Origin of the sequence: Streptomyces sp. NBC_00986, from assembly GCF_045162565.1 — a bacterium.
Lineage (GTDB): Bacteria > Actinomycetota > Actinomycetes > Streptomycetales > Streptomycetaceae > Streptomyces.
This window is the reverse complement of sequence record NZ_CP108733.1, coordinates 6,135,360-6,149,030: the sequence shown is the minus strand read 5'-3', so window position 1 is coordinate 6,149,030 and position 13,671 is coordinate 6,135,360. Positions and strand designations below refer to the sequence as shown.

Genomic DNA, 13,671 nt, shown 5'->3' with positions numbered 1-13,671 from the left:
AGTCCCCCGACCCACGACAACACTCCTCCGAAACCACTCAACCCCCTGGACCAGAGCCAATCAACGGGGGGTGAACCCGTAGTTCGCACGGGGGCCAGGTGCACCCCTCATCCGGAGGACAGTCCCATCCCCTCGCTCCGGCGGATCCGGTTGGCTGGTGATCGTCACCGACCGAGAACCAGAGCACCGGGGGATACGACCATGCAGATGCCGTCGTCGAAGAAGGCCGGCGCCGCCGCGCTGGCAGCAGCCCTGCTGGCGCTGGGCTCACCCCTGGCCGCGACCGCCGCCACCGCCGGGCACACGACGCCGAGGCCGTCGTCCTACACCGAGCACACACTCCGCCAAGACCTCGCAGCCGTACGGAAGTCCGGCGGCGACGACGTGAACGTGCTGGCCAGGGTCGACGGACCGAACGGCCCGCCGCTCATGGCCCGCATCGGCACCCGCACCGCCGGCTCCACGGACCCGATCCCCTGGAACTCCCACTTCCGCGTGGCCAGCACGACGAAGACGTTCGTGGCGACCGTGGTCCTGCAACTCGTCGCGGAGAAGCGCCTGTCGCTGGACGACACCGTCGAGCACTGGCTGCCGGGGGTCGTCTCGGGCAACGGCAACGACGGCAGCCGCATCACCGTCCGCGACCTGCTCCGCCAGACCAGCGGCGTGTACGACTACATCGACGACCCGGAGATCCAGGACCAGCTGATCAACCACTTCGACGAGAACCGCTACAACGCCACCCCCACGGCCGACCTGGTCGCGGTGGCGATGGAGCACCGGCCGGTGTTCGTCCCGCAGCCGGGCGGAGCCACCCGCTGGGCGTACTCCAACACCAACTACCTGCTGGCCGGGATGATCGCCGAGAAGGCCGGCGGCGCGAGCTGGCAGGACCTGGTCGAGCACCGGATCATCGCGAAGCTCGGACTGCGCAACACCTCCGTTCCCGGGCTCAACCCGTTCCTTCCCGACCCGCACGTGAACACGTACCTGACGACCGCCGACGGCAAGCGTCTCGACGTCACCGAGCACAGCTACCAGCACACCGCCGACTCCGGTGTGGTGAGCACCACCGCCGACCTGAACACCTTCTTCCGCGCCCTGGCCGACGGCCGGTTGCTCCCCGCCGAGCAGTGGCGCGAGATGCGGCAGACCGTCGCGCGGAACGACGACCCGGAGGACGTGGCCGAGATACCCGAGGGCACCTACGGCCTCGGCCTCCGCAAGATCCCGCTGACCTGCGGCGGCTTCTACTACATGCACGAGGGTGACGGCGTGGGCGTCAACACCCGCCCCGCGGTGAGCGCGGACGGCAGGCGCGCGGTGACGGTCTCCATCACGACCACCACCGCACCGCCGGACCTGGCCGCCCTCAACCGCGCGACGGACACCCTCGTCGACCACGCCCTGTGCGCGCAGCCCGCCGAGAACTGACGGAGAACTGACCGAGAGCCGGGCCGGTCGTCGTCAGTCGGCGATCGGCAGGTACACCCGGTTGCCCGCCGCCGCGAACTCCTTCGACTTCTGTTCCATCCCGATCTCGATCTCCTCCCGACTCCCGCCGTGCTCACGGCGGATGTCGTGGGAGATCTTCATCGAGCAGAACTTCGGCCCGCACATCGAGCAGAAGTGAGCGGTCTTGGCGGGCTCGGCCGGAAGCGTCTCGTCGTGGAACTCCCGTGCCGTGTCCGGGTCGAGGGCCAGGTTGAACTGGTCCTCCCAGCGGAACTCGAAGCGGGCGTCGGACAGCGCGTCATCCCACTCCTGTGCACCTGGGTGCCCCTTGGCGAGGTCGGCTGCGTGGGCGGCGATCTTGTAGGTGATGACGCCGGTCTTGACGTCGTCACGATTAGGCAGGCCCAAGTGCTCCTTGGGCGTGACGTAGCAGAGCATGGCCGTGCCCCACCAGGCGATCATCGCGGCACCGATGCCAGAAGTGATGTGGTCGTACGCAGGCGCGACGTCCGTCGTCAGCGGGCCGAGCGTATAGAACGGAGCTTCATCACAGATCTCCTGCTGAAGGTCGATGTTCTCCTTGATCTTGTGCATCGGGACATGTCCCGGGCCCTCGATCATGGTCTGTACGTTGAAACGCTTCGCGATCGTGTTGAGTTCCCCGAGCGTCCGCAATTCCGCGAACTGTGCCTCGTCGTTGGCGTCCGCGATCGAGCCCGGCCGCAGGCCGTCGCCGAGCGAGTACGTGACGTCGTAGGCGGCGAGGATCTCGCACAGTTCCTCGAAGTTCTCGTACAGGAACGATTCCTTGTGGTGCGCAAGGCACCAGGCCGCCATGATCGAGCCGCCGCGCGAGACGATGCCCGTCTTGCGGTTCGCCGTCAGCGGTACGAACGGCAGCCGCACGCCCGCGTGAACGGTCATGTAGTCCACGCCCTGTTCGGCCTGTTCGACGACCGTGTCCTTGTAGATCTCCCAGGTCAGCTCCTCGGCGCGGCCGTCGACCTTTTCGAGCGCCTGATAGAGCGGCACCGTGCCGATGGGAACGGGGGAGTTGCGCAGCACCCACTCGCGCGTGGTGTGGATATTGCGGCCGGTGGAGAGGTCCATGACCGTGTCGGCGCCCCAACGCGTCGCCCAGGTCATCTTCTCGACCTCCTCCTCGATGGAGGAAGTGACCGCGGAATTGCCGATGTTGGCGTTGACCTTCACCAGGAACCGCTTGCCGATGATCATCGGCTCGATCTCCGGATGGTTCACGTTGGCCGGCAGCACCGCCCGCCCGGCCGCGATCTCCTCCCGGACCACCTCGGGCGAGACCTTCTCCCGTACGGCCACGAACTCCATCTCGGGCGTGATCTCACCCCGCCGTGCATAGGCGAGTTGAGTGACCGCCGTGCCGTCCCGACCGCGCCGCGGCTGACGCGGCCGCCCGGGGAACACCGCGTCGAGGTTGCGCAGTCCGCCGCGCGGTGAGGTGTGCTTGATCCCGTCGTCCTCGGGGCGGACGGGACGGCCCGCGTATTCCTCGGTGTCGCCGCGCGCGATGATCCAGTTCTCCCGCAGCGGCGCCAGCCCCCGGCGGACGTCGGTGTCGACGAGCGGATCGGTGTACGGGCCGGAGGTGTCGTACAGCGTCACGGACTGCCCGTTGGTGAGGTGCACCTGACGGACCGGCACCCGCAGATCGGGGCGCGAGCCCGCGACATACCCCTTGTGCCAGCCGATGGACTTCCCGACCTCCGTCGGCTTTGCGGCCGCCGTGGGCTGTTCGGCCCGTGCGGACTTCTCGCCCGGAACGGGCTGTTCGTCCTGGCTGGAGGCAGGCGTGCGTGCGTCCTTGTTGGTCATGAGACCTACTCCCTACGCCGGCATTACCCGGTAACAGGTTCGGCGGTCGACGCAGCGGCTTCCGTCAGCCGATGTTTCATGTGAAACATCACTCGATACAGGTGACGTTTCCCGTGAAACATCGCAGAGACGAAGGTCAGCGCCCTCTCAGCCCGGTGCTCCGAGCTCCCGCGTGTGCAAAGGTGCCTCCACGCTAGCGTCATAAGTGGCGCGGTGAACAGTGGGCCTCCGGCGTTCTTGCGATGATCGGGCGGTGACCACGACACAGCAGCCCCCGTACCCGCCGACCGGGCCGCCGCATGGCCACGACCAGGGATCCGGCGACGAGCACGGGTCCGGTTCCGGGCACGACCACGGACCGGGTGGGGACGGCGGGCACGGTTCCGGCGCGGACGGTGGTCACGGTTCCGGTGGAGGCGGCGGGCACGGTCATTCACACAGCCACGGCCCGGCCGCGCCCGTCTCCCGGCATCTGCGGAAGGTCATCGCGGCGATCCTGATCCCGTTCACGGTGGCGGTCGTCGTCGGCATGGTGGTGCTGTGGCCCGGCGGCGCCCCGTCGCACAAGCGCACCGGGGTCGGCTTCGACCGGCAGACACAGCAGGCGACGGTCACCAAGGTCGTCAGCGTGAGCTGCGCGTCGGTGAACGCCTCGGGCGGGGGCTCGACCGGGGACACCTCCACCGCCGAGGGCTCCTCCGCGGCACAGGAGGCGGCCGGCACCTGCAAGAAGGCCACGGTCACGGTCTCCACGGGCAAGGACAAGGGCCGTACGTTCACGGAGATCGTCCAGCCCGACCAGTCACGGCAGTTGCATCAGGGCGAGAAGGTCGTGGTCGCGTACGAGCCCTCCGCGCCCAGGGATCTGCAGTACTCCGTCACGGACGTGAACCGTAAGTTCCCGATGGCACTGCTCGCCGGGATCTTCGCGCTGGCCGTCGTGGTGGTGGGCCGGCTGCGCGGTGTCATGGCGCTGATCGCGCTGGCCATCAGCTTCATGATCCTGAACTTCTTCATCCTGCCCGCGATCCTGCACGGCTCGAACCCGCTGATCGTGGCGGTGGTCGGATCGAGCGCCATCATGCTGATCGCCCTCTACATGTGCCACGGCCTGTCGGCCCGTACGTCGGTGGCGGTGCTCGGCACCCTGATGTCGCTGGTGCTGATCGGCGTCCTGGGCTCGGTGTTCATCGGGTGGGCCGCGCTGACCGGGAACACGGACGACAACACGGGCCTGATCCACGGCCTGTACCCGTCGATCGACATGAGCGGTCTGCTGCTCGCCGGCGTCATCATCGGCTCGCTCGGCGTGCTCGACGATGTGACGGTCACCCAGACATCGGCGGTCTGGGAGCTGCACGAGGCCAACCCCTCGATGGGCTGGCGCGGGCTGTACCGCGCCGGCATCCGCATCGGCCGCGACCACATCGCGTCGGTCGTCAACACGCTCGTCCTCGCCTACGCGGGCGCCGCACTGCCCCTGTTGCTGCTCTTCTCCATCGCGCAGAGCAGCGTGGGCGCGGTCGCCAACAGTGAGTTGGTCGCCGAGGAGATCGTGCGCACGCTGGTGGGTTCGATCGGCCTGGTCGCGTCGGTACCGGTCACCACGGCCCTCGCGGCCCTGGTCGTCTCGGCGGACCGACCGGGACCCGAGGCGGTTCCGGCGGGTGCGGTTGCGGCCACGGCAGGTGCGCCCACGGCGGCGCCGAGCGCCAAGCCCGCTGCGGCGCGCGGCGGGAAGGGCCGACGCCGCAAGCACTGAGCGCCGCCGGCACTGCAGTGGGCGGCGAGAACCGCCCCATGAGGCCGCGCAGAAGCGTTACTGCGGATCCCCGGGTCCCCAGGACTTCAAGCTCACCCGGGGCCTTCAGAACTCCACAGGGCCCTTCAGGGCTCGCGGCGCCTCCAGCGGCTTCAGTTCAGGACTCGTGGCGAAGCGTTACGCCAACGTCCCGACCCCTCGCCGCCACACCACGTCACCCCGCGCTCTGCTCCTCGGCCAGGATGCGGTCCAGCGCCTCGTCGAGGTGGGTGTCGAAGTCCGCGAGGGCGCCCTCCTGACCGAGCGGAACCAGCCGGTCGGTGCGGTCGAGGAACGCCACGAGCGGGGCCGCGCCGGTGCGGAACAGCGCCTGGTCACTGCCCACCTGAAGCCGGATCAGCACCTCACCCAGCGTCTCGGGGTCGACGGGCTCGATCCGCACGTCGCCCTCCCCGCACGCCATGCCCACCCCGTCGATCAGCAGCTCGCGACCGAAGGCCCAGGTCACCGGGGCGTCACCCGGCAAATGGAACGTCAGCCGCACGGCGTACGGATCGGACGTCTCGTAGCCCAGCTCGACCGGGATACGGAAGGAGAGCTCCTCGGAAACGAGGAAGCTCATCATGACCTCTGCCTGTACGGACTCGCGCATCGCCTATCCCGTCAACTGCCGTCGCCTGGCCGGGAATGATCCCCGTGACACTGAAGGAATATTGCTGAACGTACACGTTAGATCACAAGGAGTAAGTTTTCAGATACTGATAGAGAGCGCGAGCGACCCCAGAAGCCTGCCGACCTCGGCCTGCAACTGCCGCGCCGCGACCGGCAGTCGATCGGCCTGATGCGCGGGCAGGGAGATGGCCATCGTCGCGGCCGTGGCGCCGAGCGTGATCGGAACGGCTGCGCAGACCGTCCCCAGCGCGTACTCCTGACGCTCCACCACCAGCTCCGTCCGCCGCATCCGGTCCAGGCGCCGCACCAGGGCGTGACCGTCGCGCACGGTGTACGGCGTGAGGGACCGCACGGGGTAGCGGTCGAGGTGGTCACGACGGACGTCCTCGTCCAACTGGGCCAGCAGACACTGGCCGATCGCGTGCGCGTGGCCCGTCTCACGGAAGTCCGCCCACTCCTCCACCGCCGGAGTACCGGGGGTGTCGGAGACGCACAGGACCTCGATCTCGCCGTCGCGGTACATCGCGTAGTACACCGGTGCACCGATCAAATCCCGCCACTGCGCCAACGCGTCGACGATCGTGCTGCGACGTTTCTCCTGCGCCCCGCTGCTGCCCAGCCGCTCGGCCGCCTCCCCGAGGAAGAACAGCCCCTTGTCGCGCCGGAGGTATCCCTCGTGCACGAGAGTGCGCAGCAGGTGGTACGCCGTGGGCAGGGCGAGGCCGGTCTCACGGGCCAACTGCTTGGCGGGGGCGCCGTGTTCGTGCCCGGCGACGGACTCCAGCAGGCGCATGGCCCGTTGGACGGAGCCGATGAGGGTGGCGGCGGACGGCTGCGGATCGGCGGCCTCGGCGACGGTCGCAGCGGAGCGCTGCTGCGGCGGGGCCGCGACGGGGCGGGAGCGCGCGGCGGCGGCTGTCATGGGGCGCGGCGGCGCGATGTCTGTCACGGGACGTTGCGGCTCGGCGTCTGTCATGGGTCGTAGCTGCGCGGGGGCCGCCACGGAACGCGTTTGTGCGGGGGTCGCAACGCGTCGTACCTGCGCCGGGGTCGCCATGGAACGCATCTGCGCAGGAGTCGCAGCGGGTCTTGGCTGAGCCGGGTTCGCCACGGGACCTAGCTGCGCGGAGGCCGCCACAGGGCGTAGCTGTGTGGGGATCGCCACTGCGCGCGGCCAGGTGGGCGGGACGGGCTGGGTGGGGGGTGCGTGGGGTTGTTCTGCGGGTGCGGTGTCAACCGTGGCCAAGGGTCACTTCCGGAGCGCGAGGGGGCAGCCCGTGCGGGGAACACGGGGAGGGGTGCGCCGCCCGCGGGGTTCGTCCCCGCGTCGAATTCCGGACTTTAACCGCCCGCCACCGCCCGCAGACGGCCCGTCCGGGAAACTTCCCCCGCCCGAGGGAACCGGTGATACCTGTTACCGATCACCGGTCGCCCCAGCAGGACCTCACCAGTCGCTGCGTGAGGAGGAACTCGAGGTGAACTTCCGCACGACGTAGACCAGTCCGCCCACCAGCGCCACGAAGACCAGCGCCTTGAAGAGCAGTCCGATGACAAAGCCCACGACGGTCGCTATCAGCCCGCCGAACACGATCAGGGCGATGACCGGCACCGCGACCCACTTAACCCACCACGGCAGTCCCGCGAAGATCTCTCGCATTGTCCTCGTCCTGTACCTCTCCGCCCGTCGCTCGTACCGGGTCCGGTCGATGTCCGGCACTCCGGTGCCGGATCTCTGATGTCCTGCACTCGATGCTAGGGCGGGCGAGGGCGGAACGGGGGCCTCGCATCCCTTGTCCTCCCCTGACCGTTCCCCTAGGGAACCCTGAGACGCGGGTCAGGCTTCGGGTGGAGAGAACACCACGAGCACCCGCAGGTCCTCGCTGATGTGGTGGAACTTGTGGGCCACCCCGGCCGGCACATAGACCACGCTGCCGCGCGCCACCTGGGTGGTCTCCATGCCGACGGTGATCGCGGCCCGGCCGCTCACCACGAAGTACACCTCGTCCTGGTTGTGCGGCTGCTGACGGTCGTGCTCGCCGGAATCGAGCGCGTACAGGCCGACCGACATGTTCTTCTCGCGCAGGAACTGCAGGTACGCCCCGTCGTTGGCGGCACGCTCCGCCTCCAGTTCATCCAACCGGAATGCCTTCATCGCCCTCGTCCACACTCGGAGTCGATCTCTTCTGTCACGATCAGACACATGAAGAATTTCCTAGTCAAGACGATCGCCAACGCGGGTGCCCTGGCGGTCGCCGTATGGCTGCTCGACAAGATCACCCTGACCGGTGACAGCACCTTCAAGAAGGTCTGGACGCTGCTCCTCGTCGCCCTGGTCTTCGGCATCGTGAACTTCCTGGTCAAGCCGATCGTCAAGGTGCTGACCTTCCCGCTGTTCATCCTGACGCTCGGTCTGATCACCCTGGTGGTCAACGCGCTGATGCTGATGCTGACCTCGTGGCTGGCCGACAAGCTCGACCTGAGTTTCCATGTCGAGGGCTTCTGGACCGCCGTCCTGGGCGGCCTCATCATCTCGGTCGTCTCCTGGGCGCTCAACGTCGTCCTGCCCGAAGGGGACTGAGCGCGCGATGACGTACCGCGTCAGCTTCGTCTGCACCGGCAACATCTGCCGTTCGCCGATGGCCGAATCGGTCTTCCGCGCCCGGGTTGCGGAGGCCGGGCTCGACGGCCTGGTCGAGGTCGACAGCGCGGGCACGGACGGCTGGCACGAGGGCGACGGCGCCGACCCGCGCGCCGTCGCCGTCCTGGAGGAGCACGGCTACGGGACCGACCATGTCGCCCGCCGCTTCCAGGCCTCCTGGTTCGCCCGCCTGGACCTCGTCATCGCCCTCGACTCCGGCCACCGCAAGACCCTGCGCCGCCTCGCCCCGACCGAGCAGGACGCCGAGAAGGTCCACCTGCTCCGCTCCTACGCCCGCCCGTCGCCCGACCACCACCCCTCAACGAGTGCTTCGCACACCCCTTCTGATTCCGCCGACGCCGACCTCGACGTACCGGACCCGTACTACGGGGGCCTGGACGGCTTCGAGGAGTGTCTTGAGATGGTGGAGGCAGCGAGCGAGGGTCTGCTCGCCGCGGTGCGGGACGAAGTGGAGGGACGAGCGGTATGAGTGATTCCGCTGCAGCCGGAGGTATCGGGAACGGCATGGGCGACGGCACGCGCGCGGTGCGGGCCGGTCTACCCGAGCCGGTCAAATACGAACCGACGCTCCCCGGGCCGGTGTTCGCCGCGCACTTCCATCTCCCGGGCGAGGCGACGGGCCCGTACAAGTACGGCCGCGACGAAAACCCCACCTGGACCCACCTGGAGCGCGCCATCGGCGAGCTGGAGGCGCCCGGGCGGGACGACGTCGAGACGCTCGTGTTCGCCTCCGGGATGGCCGCCATCTCGTCGGTGCTCTTCTCCCAGCTGCGCGCCGGCGACGCGGTAGTCCTGCCCGACGACGGCTATCAGGTACTGCCCCTGGTGCGCGAGCAGTTGGAGGCGTACGGCATCGAGGTGCGCACCGCGCCGACCGGCGGGGACGCCCAGCTCGACCTCCTCGAGGGCGCCAAACTGCTGTGGATCGAGACGCCGTCCAACCCCGGGCTCGACGTGTGCGACGTACGGCGGCTCGCCGATGCGGCACACGCGCGTGGCGCCCTCGTGGCCGTCGACAACACCCTCGCCTCGCCCCTGGGGCAGCGCCCGCTGGAACTCGGCGCCGACTTCGCCGTGGCGAGCGGCACCAAGCAGCTCACCGGGCACGGGGACGTCCTCCTCGGGTACGTCGCCGGGTCAGACGCCGCCGCGATGGCCGCCGTACGGCGCTGGCGCAAGGTCGTCGGCGCGATTCCCGGGCCCATGGAGGCCTGGCTCGCGCACCGCTCGATCGCCACGCTCCAGCTGCGCGTCGACCGGCAGAACGCCACCGCGCTGATCCTCGCTCAGGCCCTGCGCGAACGGGCCGACGTGACCGGGCTGCGCTACCCGGGACTGCCGGACGACCCCTCGTACAAGATCGCCTCGCAGCAGATGCGGCGCTACGGGTGTGTGGTTTCCTTCACGCTGCCCACGCGCACGCGTGCCGAGCGTTTTCTCGACGCGCTGCGGCTCGTGGACGACGCGACGAGCTTCGGCGGGGTGCGGTCCACCGCGGAACGGCGGGGACGCTGGGGCGGGGACGCGGTTCCGGAGGGCTTCGTTCGTCTGTCGGTCGGTGCCGAGGACCCCGAGGACCTGGTGGCCGATGTGCTGCGTGCGCTGGACGAGTCGGCGCGGTGACCGCTTTACGTACCGCCGGCCGGTGTCCGGCTACGCACAGCGGACGGTCCGAGCCTCCCCCCTCGTGGCTCGGACCGTCCCTCGGTTCTGCGCGCGAAGAACCGCGCGCACAAGGCTAGTTGACTCTGTGTCAGTGTCCAATCACGGTAGCGACAGAGACCTATCGACTTATTTATAGTTGGGCCCTGCCCGGGGCCGCGGGAAGGGCGGGGAAAGGAGAGTGCGTGCCATGGATCTGGCCTTGCTGCGCACCTTCGTGACCGTGCACCGGGCCGGCTCCTTCACCCGCGCCGCGGCTCTGCTCGGCCTCTCCCAGCCGGCGGTGACGTCCCAGATCCGCACCCTGGAACGGCAGTTGGGCCGCCCCCTGTTCCTGCGCCAGGCCCGTGGGGTCACCCCCACGACCATGGGCGACGAACTCGCGCACAAGGCCGCGCCCCATCTCGACGCCCTCGTGGAGATAGCCGAGACGGGGCCCGACAACGACGCCTCGCTGCGCACTCTGCACCTCGCCGGTCCCCCCGAGTTCACCGCCGAGCGGGCCCTGCCCGCGCTCACGGAGCTGACCGGCGACGACGGCCAGGGCTTCGCACTGCGCGCGTCCTTCGGGAACGCCGAGGAGACCCTGGAGGGACTGGCCGCCGGACATCATGATCTGGCCATCAGCACGGCCCGTCCGCGCGGTGCTCTGCTCACCGCGACAACGCTCTGCGACGAGGAGCACGTCCTGGTCGCCGCCCCGCACCGGGCCGAGCAACTCGGCTCCACGCAGCTCGGCCCCAAGGACGCGCCTGCCCCGGACGACCTCCCCGTGATCGAGGTCCACGAGTCGCTGCCCTTCGTCTCCCGGTACTGGTCCTCTGTCTTCGACTCCCGCCCGGCCGCCCCGGGCACCGTGATCGTGCCGGACCTCCGCGCGGTCCTCGCGTGCGCGATCGCGGGCGCCGGGCTCGCGGTACTGCCCCGCTATCTGTGCGCCCTGGCGCTGAAACGTGGCGAGGTCGTCCCGCTCCACGAACCCGTGATTCCGCCGCTGCGGACGTATTTCCTGGTGGTGCGCACCGGCACTCTCGCGATGCCGCACATCGCCCGGGCCCACGAGTGGCTACAGCGGGCCGCGACCAACTGGGGCTGACCAGGGACTTTGCCGCCGTTCCGCGGCGAACCGGCTGGTTTCACGTGAAACATCACGCTCCGAACCGTCAAGGTCACGCCTTGCGATGTTTCACGTGGAACCAGCCGGGCCACATTTCTCCCATGACCGTCCGACCCGTGGTCAAGCGCACCGCACGTGCCGTTCTCCTCGACGGCGACGCTCTGATCCTGATCAAGCGCACCAAGCCAGGTGTCGATCCCTACTGGGTCACGCCCGGTGGCGGGGTCGAACCCGAGGACACCACCGTCGTCGACGCCCTGCACCGGGAGGTGTACGAGGAGCTCGGCGCCAAGATCAGCGACGTGGTGCCCTGCTTCGTGGACACCGTCGAGCACATCGGCGCGGACGCGGCCTCGACCGGTGTGAAGGTGCAGCACTTCTTCGTCTGCCACCTGGAGTCCATGGACCCGGCGCTACGCCACGGCCCCGAAGTGGACGAGCCCCTCGGCGAGTACGAGATCGTCAGAGTGCCCTTCACCCGCATCGGCATCGCGTCCGTCCACCTCGTGCCCCTGTCCCTACGGCACTACCTGGACGGCAACATCGAAGGCGTCCTCGCGATGCACGCCCCCGACCTGGGCTGACGTCTCCGGCGCCGGGTCAGTCGCCGGCGGCCACCAACTCCTCGACTGAGTCGTGCCGTATGCGCTCCGTCGGGAAACCGGCGTCCCGCAGGGCGTGGACACCGCTGCGGATCATTCCGGGCGGCCCGGAGACATAGGCGTCGAACTCGTTCCACGGCCCGTAGGTGCGGATGGCGTCCGGGAGTTGGAGATTCCCCTGCCGGTCGACGATCGGCCGGACCGCGAGCCACGGGTGGGACTGCTGGAGCCGGAGCATCGTGTCGATGTCATAGAGGTCGTGGTCGGTACGGGCTCCGTAGAACACCTCCACCGGGCGCCGCTCGCCGCGTTCGGCGACGTCCTCGACCAGTGCCTTGATCGGCGCTATGCCGGTGCCGCCGCCGACGCAGAGCAGTCCGCTGTCGGTGGTGTGGTCCACGGTCATCGAACCGGTCGGCGGGCCGAGCCGGATGACGTCGCCGGGTCGGGCCCGGTGCACCAGCGCGTTCGAGACCCAGCCCGCCGGGACGGCCTTCACGTGGAATGTCAGCAGCCCGTCCGAACGGGGCGCCGAGGCGAACGAGTAGTGCCGCCAGATCCGCGGCCACCAGGGCGTCTCCAGGCTCGTGTACTGCCCGGCGAGGAAAGGATAGGGCTGGTCCGGGCGGAGGGTGACGACGGCGACGTCCCGGGTCCTGAGGTCGTGGGTGACGACTTCCGCGTGCCACCAGGGCGGGGCGCGCAGTTCGTCCGCGGCGGCCGCGTCGATCATGACCTGCGAGATCGTCGTGTACGCCCGCACCCAGGCCGCCTCCATCTCGGCGTCCCAGACACCGGAGGCGTACTTGCTCAGCGCGCCGATGAGGCACTCGCCGACGGCCGGGTAGTGCTCGGGCCGGGTGCCGTACTTGCGGTGCCCGCGGCCGAGGTTCTGCAGATACGCGACGAGGACCTCGGTGTTGTCGATGTGCTCGGCGGCGGTCAGCAACGCCTTGAGCAACCGGTCCCGCTGGGTGTCCATCGCCGCCGGGAACAGCGACCGCAGCTCGGGGTGACGCACGAAGAGCAGCGCGTAGAAGTACGAGGTGACCTTGTCGGCCACGGGACCGACTTCGGCCATCGTCCGGCGAATGAGTACGGCGTCCGGGGAGGCCTTCTCAGTGGCGGTGGCCGCGCCGGAAGAGCGCTGGGCGGGCACGCGCACGGGGGCCGGTACAGGGGCGGGGGCGGCCTGGGCTTGGGCAACCTCAGCGACGACCGGAGCGGGTGCGGCGGCGGGCTGCGGCGCGGGAGGCGGGGGTGCTGCCGACGCAGGGCCGGGAGCCATGCGCGGGGCGGGGCTTGAGGACTGGACAGGGGGCGAGGTCTGGACGGGAGTTGAGCGCTGCGCGGCGGTCACGGCCGACGGTATTCGCTGCTGCCCGGCCGCCAGGTCCCGCTGAGCGGCGTGCCCGTCCGGATGGGACGCGACACCGTCGCCGCTCGGAGCCGTCGGGACAGGCGGGGCTGCTGAGACGGGTGGAGTCGAGAGGGCGGGAGGAGCCAATGGGGCCGGTGGAGTCGAGGGGGCCGAACCGTCCGTGGGCGGAAGCTCTGTGCTCCCCGCCGCCGCGCCCCTGCGGACCGGACGCAGCACGGCCGGACGCCGTCCCTCCGTCGCCCCACGTTCTTCGCCCGGAGGCACCTCCGGCTGTTTGCGCGGAGTGAACCAGCCGCCTCCGCCGCTGCCGCCGGATGTGCCGTTGTCGGCCGACGGGGTGGTCGGAGCGTCCATGGTGTGCCTCGCCTCGAACATCTTTCGGTCGGTCTGCGCGCTTCCTCAGCCGGAAGCTGACTGCTTCCGCGCGGACGGCTTGCTTCTCCCCGTTCGGTCAAGCTGCCGATACAGCCATATCCAACCCACATTCCCACTGCGTACGGACAAGTAAGG

13 protein-coding genes and 1 riboswitch are annotated in these 13,671 nt (G+C 69.4%); of the genes, 7 read left to right on the top strand and 6 right to left on the bottom strand.

Translation table 11 applies throughout. The annotated features are described in order from the left end of the window. Positions 1-201 precede the first annotated feature (201 nt). Positions 202-1,434 carry a serine hydrolase domain-containing protein gene (locus OG504_RS27340; RefSeq protein WP_405992186.1) on the top strand — a complete coding sequence of 411 codons (1,233 nt, stop codon included), beginning with the start codon at positions 202-204 and terminating at the stop codon, positions 1,432-1,434. A gap of 33 nt (positions 1,435-1,467) precedes the next feature. On the opposite strand, the gene thiC is transcribed toward OG504_RS27340, so the two are convergent. Next, positions 1,468-3,306 carry a phosphomethylpyrimidine synthase ThiC gene (gene thiC / locus OG504_RS27335; protein WP_405992185.1) on the bottom strand — a complete coding sequence of 613 codons (1,839 nt, stop codon included), beginning with the start codon at positions 3,304-3,306 and terminating at the stop codon, positions 1,468-1,470. Beyond that, positions 3,299-3,488: riboswitch (TPP riboswitch) on the bottom strand. (Overlaps the previous gene by 8 nt.) Before the next feature lie 71 nt (positions 3,489-3,559). Here thiC and OG504_RS27330 point away from each other — a divergent pair. Continuing rightward, complete coding sequence (locus tag OG504_RS27330; RefSeq protein ID WP_405992184.1) at positions 3,560-5,068, top strand: YibE/F family protein; 1,509 nt, start codon at positions 3,560-3,562, stop codon at positions 5,066-5,068. Between the two features lie 214 nt (positions 5,069-5,282). On the opposite strand, the gene OG504_RS27325 is transcribed toward OG504_RS27330, so the two are convergent. From OG504_RS27325 to OG504_RS27310, 4 genes are all read right to left on the bottom strand, one after another. After that, positions 5,283-5,720 (bottom strand): SsgA family sporulation/cell division regulator, encoded by a 438-nt coding sequence (locus OG504_RS27325; RefSeq protein ID WP_033285771.1) that lies wholly within the window; start codon positions 5,718-5,720, stop codon positions 5,283-5,285. Positions 5,721-5,819: 99 nt separating this feature from the next. Continuing rightward, on the bottom strand, positions 5,820-6,662 hold the full coding sequence (locus tag OG504_RS27320) for an IclR family transcriptional regulator (RefSeq protein WP_405996439.1): 843 nt from the start codon (positions 6,660-6,662) through the stop codon (positions 5,820-5,822). Positions 6,663-7,184: 522 nt separating this feature from the next. Continuing rightward, positions 7,185-7,397, bottom strand: coding sequence for a DUF5326 family protein (locus tag OG504_RS27315; protein ID WP_405992183.1), 213 nt, complete (start codon positions 7,395-7,397; stop codon positions 7,185-7,187). 177 nt (positions 7,398-7,574) lie between these two features. Next, positions 7,575-7,892 (bottom strand): cupin domain-containing protein, encoded by a 318-nt coding sequence (locus OG504_RS27310; RefSeq protein ID WP_262060822.1) that lies wholly within the window; start codon positions 7,890-7,892, stop codon positions 7,575-7,577. Between the two features lie 48 nt (positions 7,893-7,940). On the opposite strand from OG504_RS27310, the gene OG504_RS27305 reads away from it, so the two are divergent. The 5 genes from OG504_RS27305 (at position 7,941) to OG504_RS27285 (ending at position 11,762) form a co-directional block, all read left to right on the top strand. Continuing rightward, positions 7,941-8,318 carry a phage holin family protein gene (locus OG504_RS27305; RefSeq protein ID WP_019055113.1) on the top strand — a complete coding sequence of 126 codons (378 nt, stop codon included), beginning with the start codon at positions 7,941-7,943 and terminating at the stop codon, positions 8,316-8,318. 7 nt (positions 8,319-8,325) lie between these two features. Continuing rightward, positions 8,326-8,868 carry a low molecular weight protein-tyrosine-phosphatase gene (locus tag OG504_RS27300; RefSeq protein WP_405992182.1) on the top strand — a complete coding sequence of 181 codons (543 nt, stop codon included), beginning with the start codon at positions 8,326-8,328 and terminating at the stop codon, positions 8,866-8,868. Beyond that, positions 8,865-10,022 carry a cystathionine gamma-lyase gene (locus OG504_RS27295; RefSeq protein ID WP_405992181.1) on the top strand — a complete coding sequence of 386 codons (1,158 nt, stop codon included), beginning with the start codon at positions 8,865-8,867 and terminating at the stop codon, positions 10,020-10,022. Before OG504_RS27300 ends, OG504_RS27295 begins: the two co-directional genes overlap by 4 nt. 229 nt (positions 10,023-10,251) lie before the next feature. Beyond that, complete coding sequence (locus OG504_RS27290; protein WP_405992180.1) at positions 10,252-11,157, top strand: LysR family transcriptional regulator; 906 nt, start codon at positions 10,252-10,254, stop codon at positions 11,155-11,157. Positions 11,158-11,279: 122 nt separating this feature from the next. Further along, positions 11,280-11,762 carry an NUDIX domain-containing protein gene (locus tag OG504_RS27285; RefSeq protein ID WP_405992179.1) on the top strand — a complete coding sequence of 161 codons (483 nt, stop codon included), beginning with the start codon at positions 11,280-11,282 and terminating at the stop codon, positions 11,760-11,762. 16 nt (positions 11,763-11,778) lie between these two features. Here the strand turns inward: OG504_RS27285 and OG504_RS27280 are convergent, their stop codons facing one another. Continuing rightward, the gene (locus tag OG504_RS27280) at positions 11,779-13,515 is read right to left on the bottom strand and encodes a globin domain-containing protein (RefSeq protein WP_405992178.1); all 1,737 of its coding nucleotides are present in this window, start codon (positions 13,513-13,515) and stop codon (positions 11,779-11,781) included. Positions 13,516-13,671 lie beyond the last annotated feature (156 nt).

Coding starts and splice junctions, on each gene's coding strand:
- OG504_RS27340 (WP_405992186.1), top strand. CDS start 202: ATGCAGATGCCGTCGTCGAAGAAGGCCGGCGCCGCCGCGCTGGCAGCA.
- thiC (WP_405992185.1), bottom strand. CDS start 3,306: ATGACCAACAAGGACGCACGCACGCCTGCCTCCAGCCAGGACGAACAG.
- OG504_RS27325 (WP_033285771.1), bottom strand. CDS start 5,720: ATGCGCGAGTCCGTACAGGCAGAGGTCATGATGAGCTTCCTCGTTTCC.
- OG504_RS27320 (WP_405996439.1), bottom strand. CDS start 6,662: ATGACAGCCGCCGCCGCGCGCTCCCGCCCCGTCGCGGCCCCGCCGCAG.
- OG504_RS27315 (WP_405992183.1), bottom strand. CDS start 7,397: ATGCGAGAGATCTTCGCGGGACTGCCGTGGTGGGTTAAGTGGGTCGCG.
- OG504_RS27310 (WP_262060822.1), bottom strand. CDS start 7,892: ATGAAGGCATTCCGGTTGGATGAACTGGAGGCGGAGCGTGCCGCCAAC.
- OG504_RS27305 (WP_019055113.1), top strand. CDS start 7,941: ATGAAGAATTTCCTAGTCAAGACGATCGCCAACGCGGGTGCCCTGGCG.
- OG504_RS27300 (WP_405992182.1), top strand. CDS start 8,326: ATGACGTACCGCGTCAGCTTCGTCTGCACCGGCAACATCTGCCGTTCG.
- OG504_RS27295 (WP_405992181.1), top strand. CDS start 8,865: ATGAGTGATTCCGCTGCAGCCGGAGGTATCGGGAACGGCATGGGCGAC.
- OG504_RS27290 (WP_405992180.1), top strand. CDS start 10,252: ATGGATCTGGCCTTGCTGCGCACCTTCGTGACCGTGCACCGGGCCGGC.
- OG504_RS27285 (WP_405992179.1), top strand. CDS start 11,280: ATGACCGTCCGACCCGTGGTCAAGCGCACCGCACGTGCCGTTCTCCTC.
- OG504_RS27280 (WP_405992178.1), bottom strand. CDS start 13,515: ATGGACGCTCCGACCACCCCGTCGGCCGACAACGGCACATCCGGCGGC.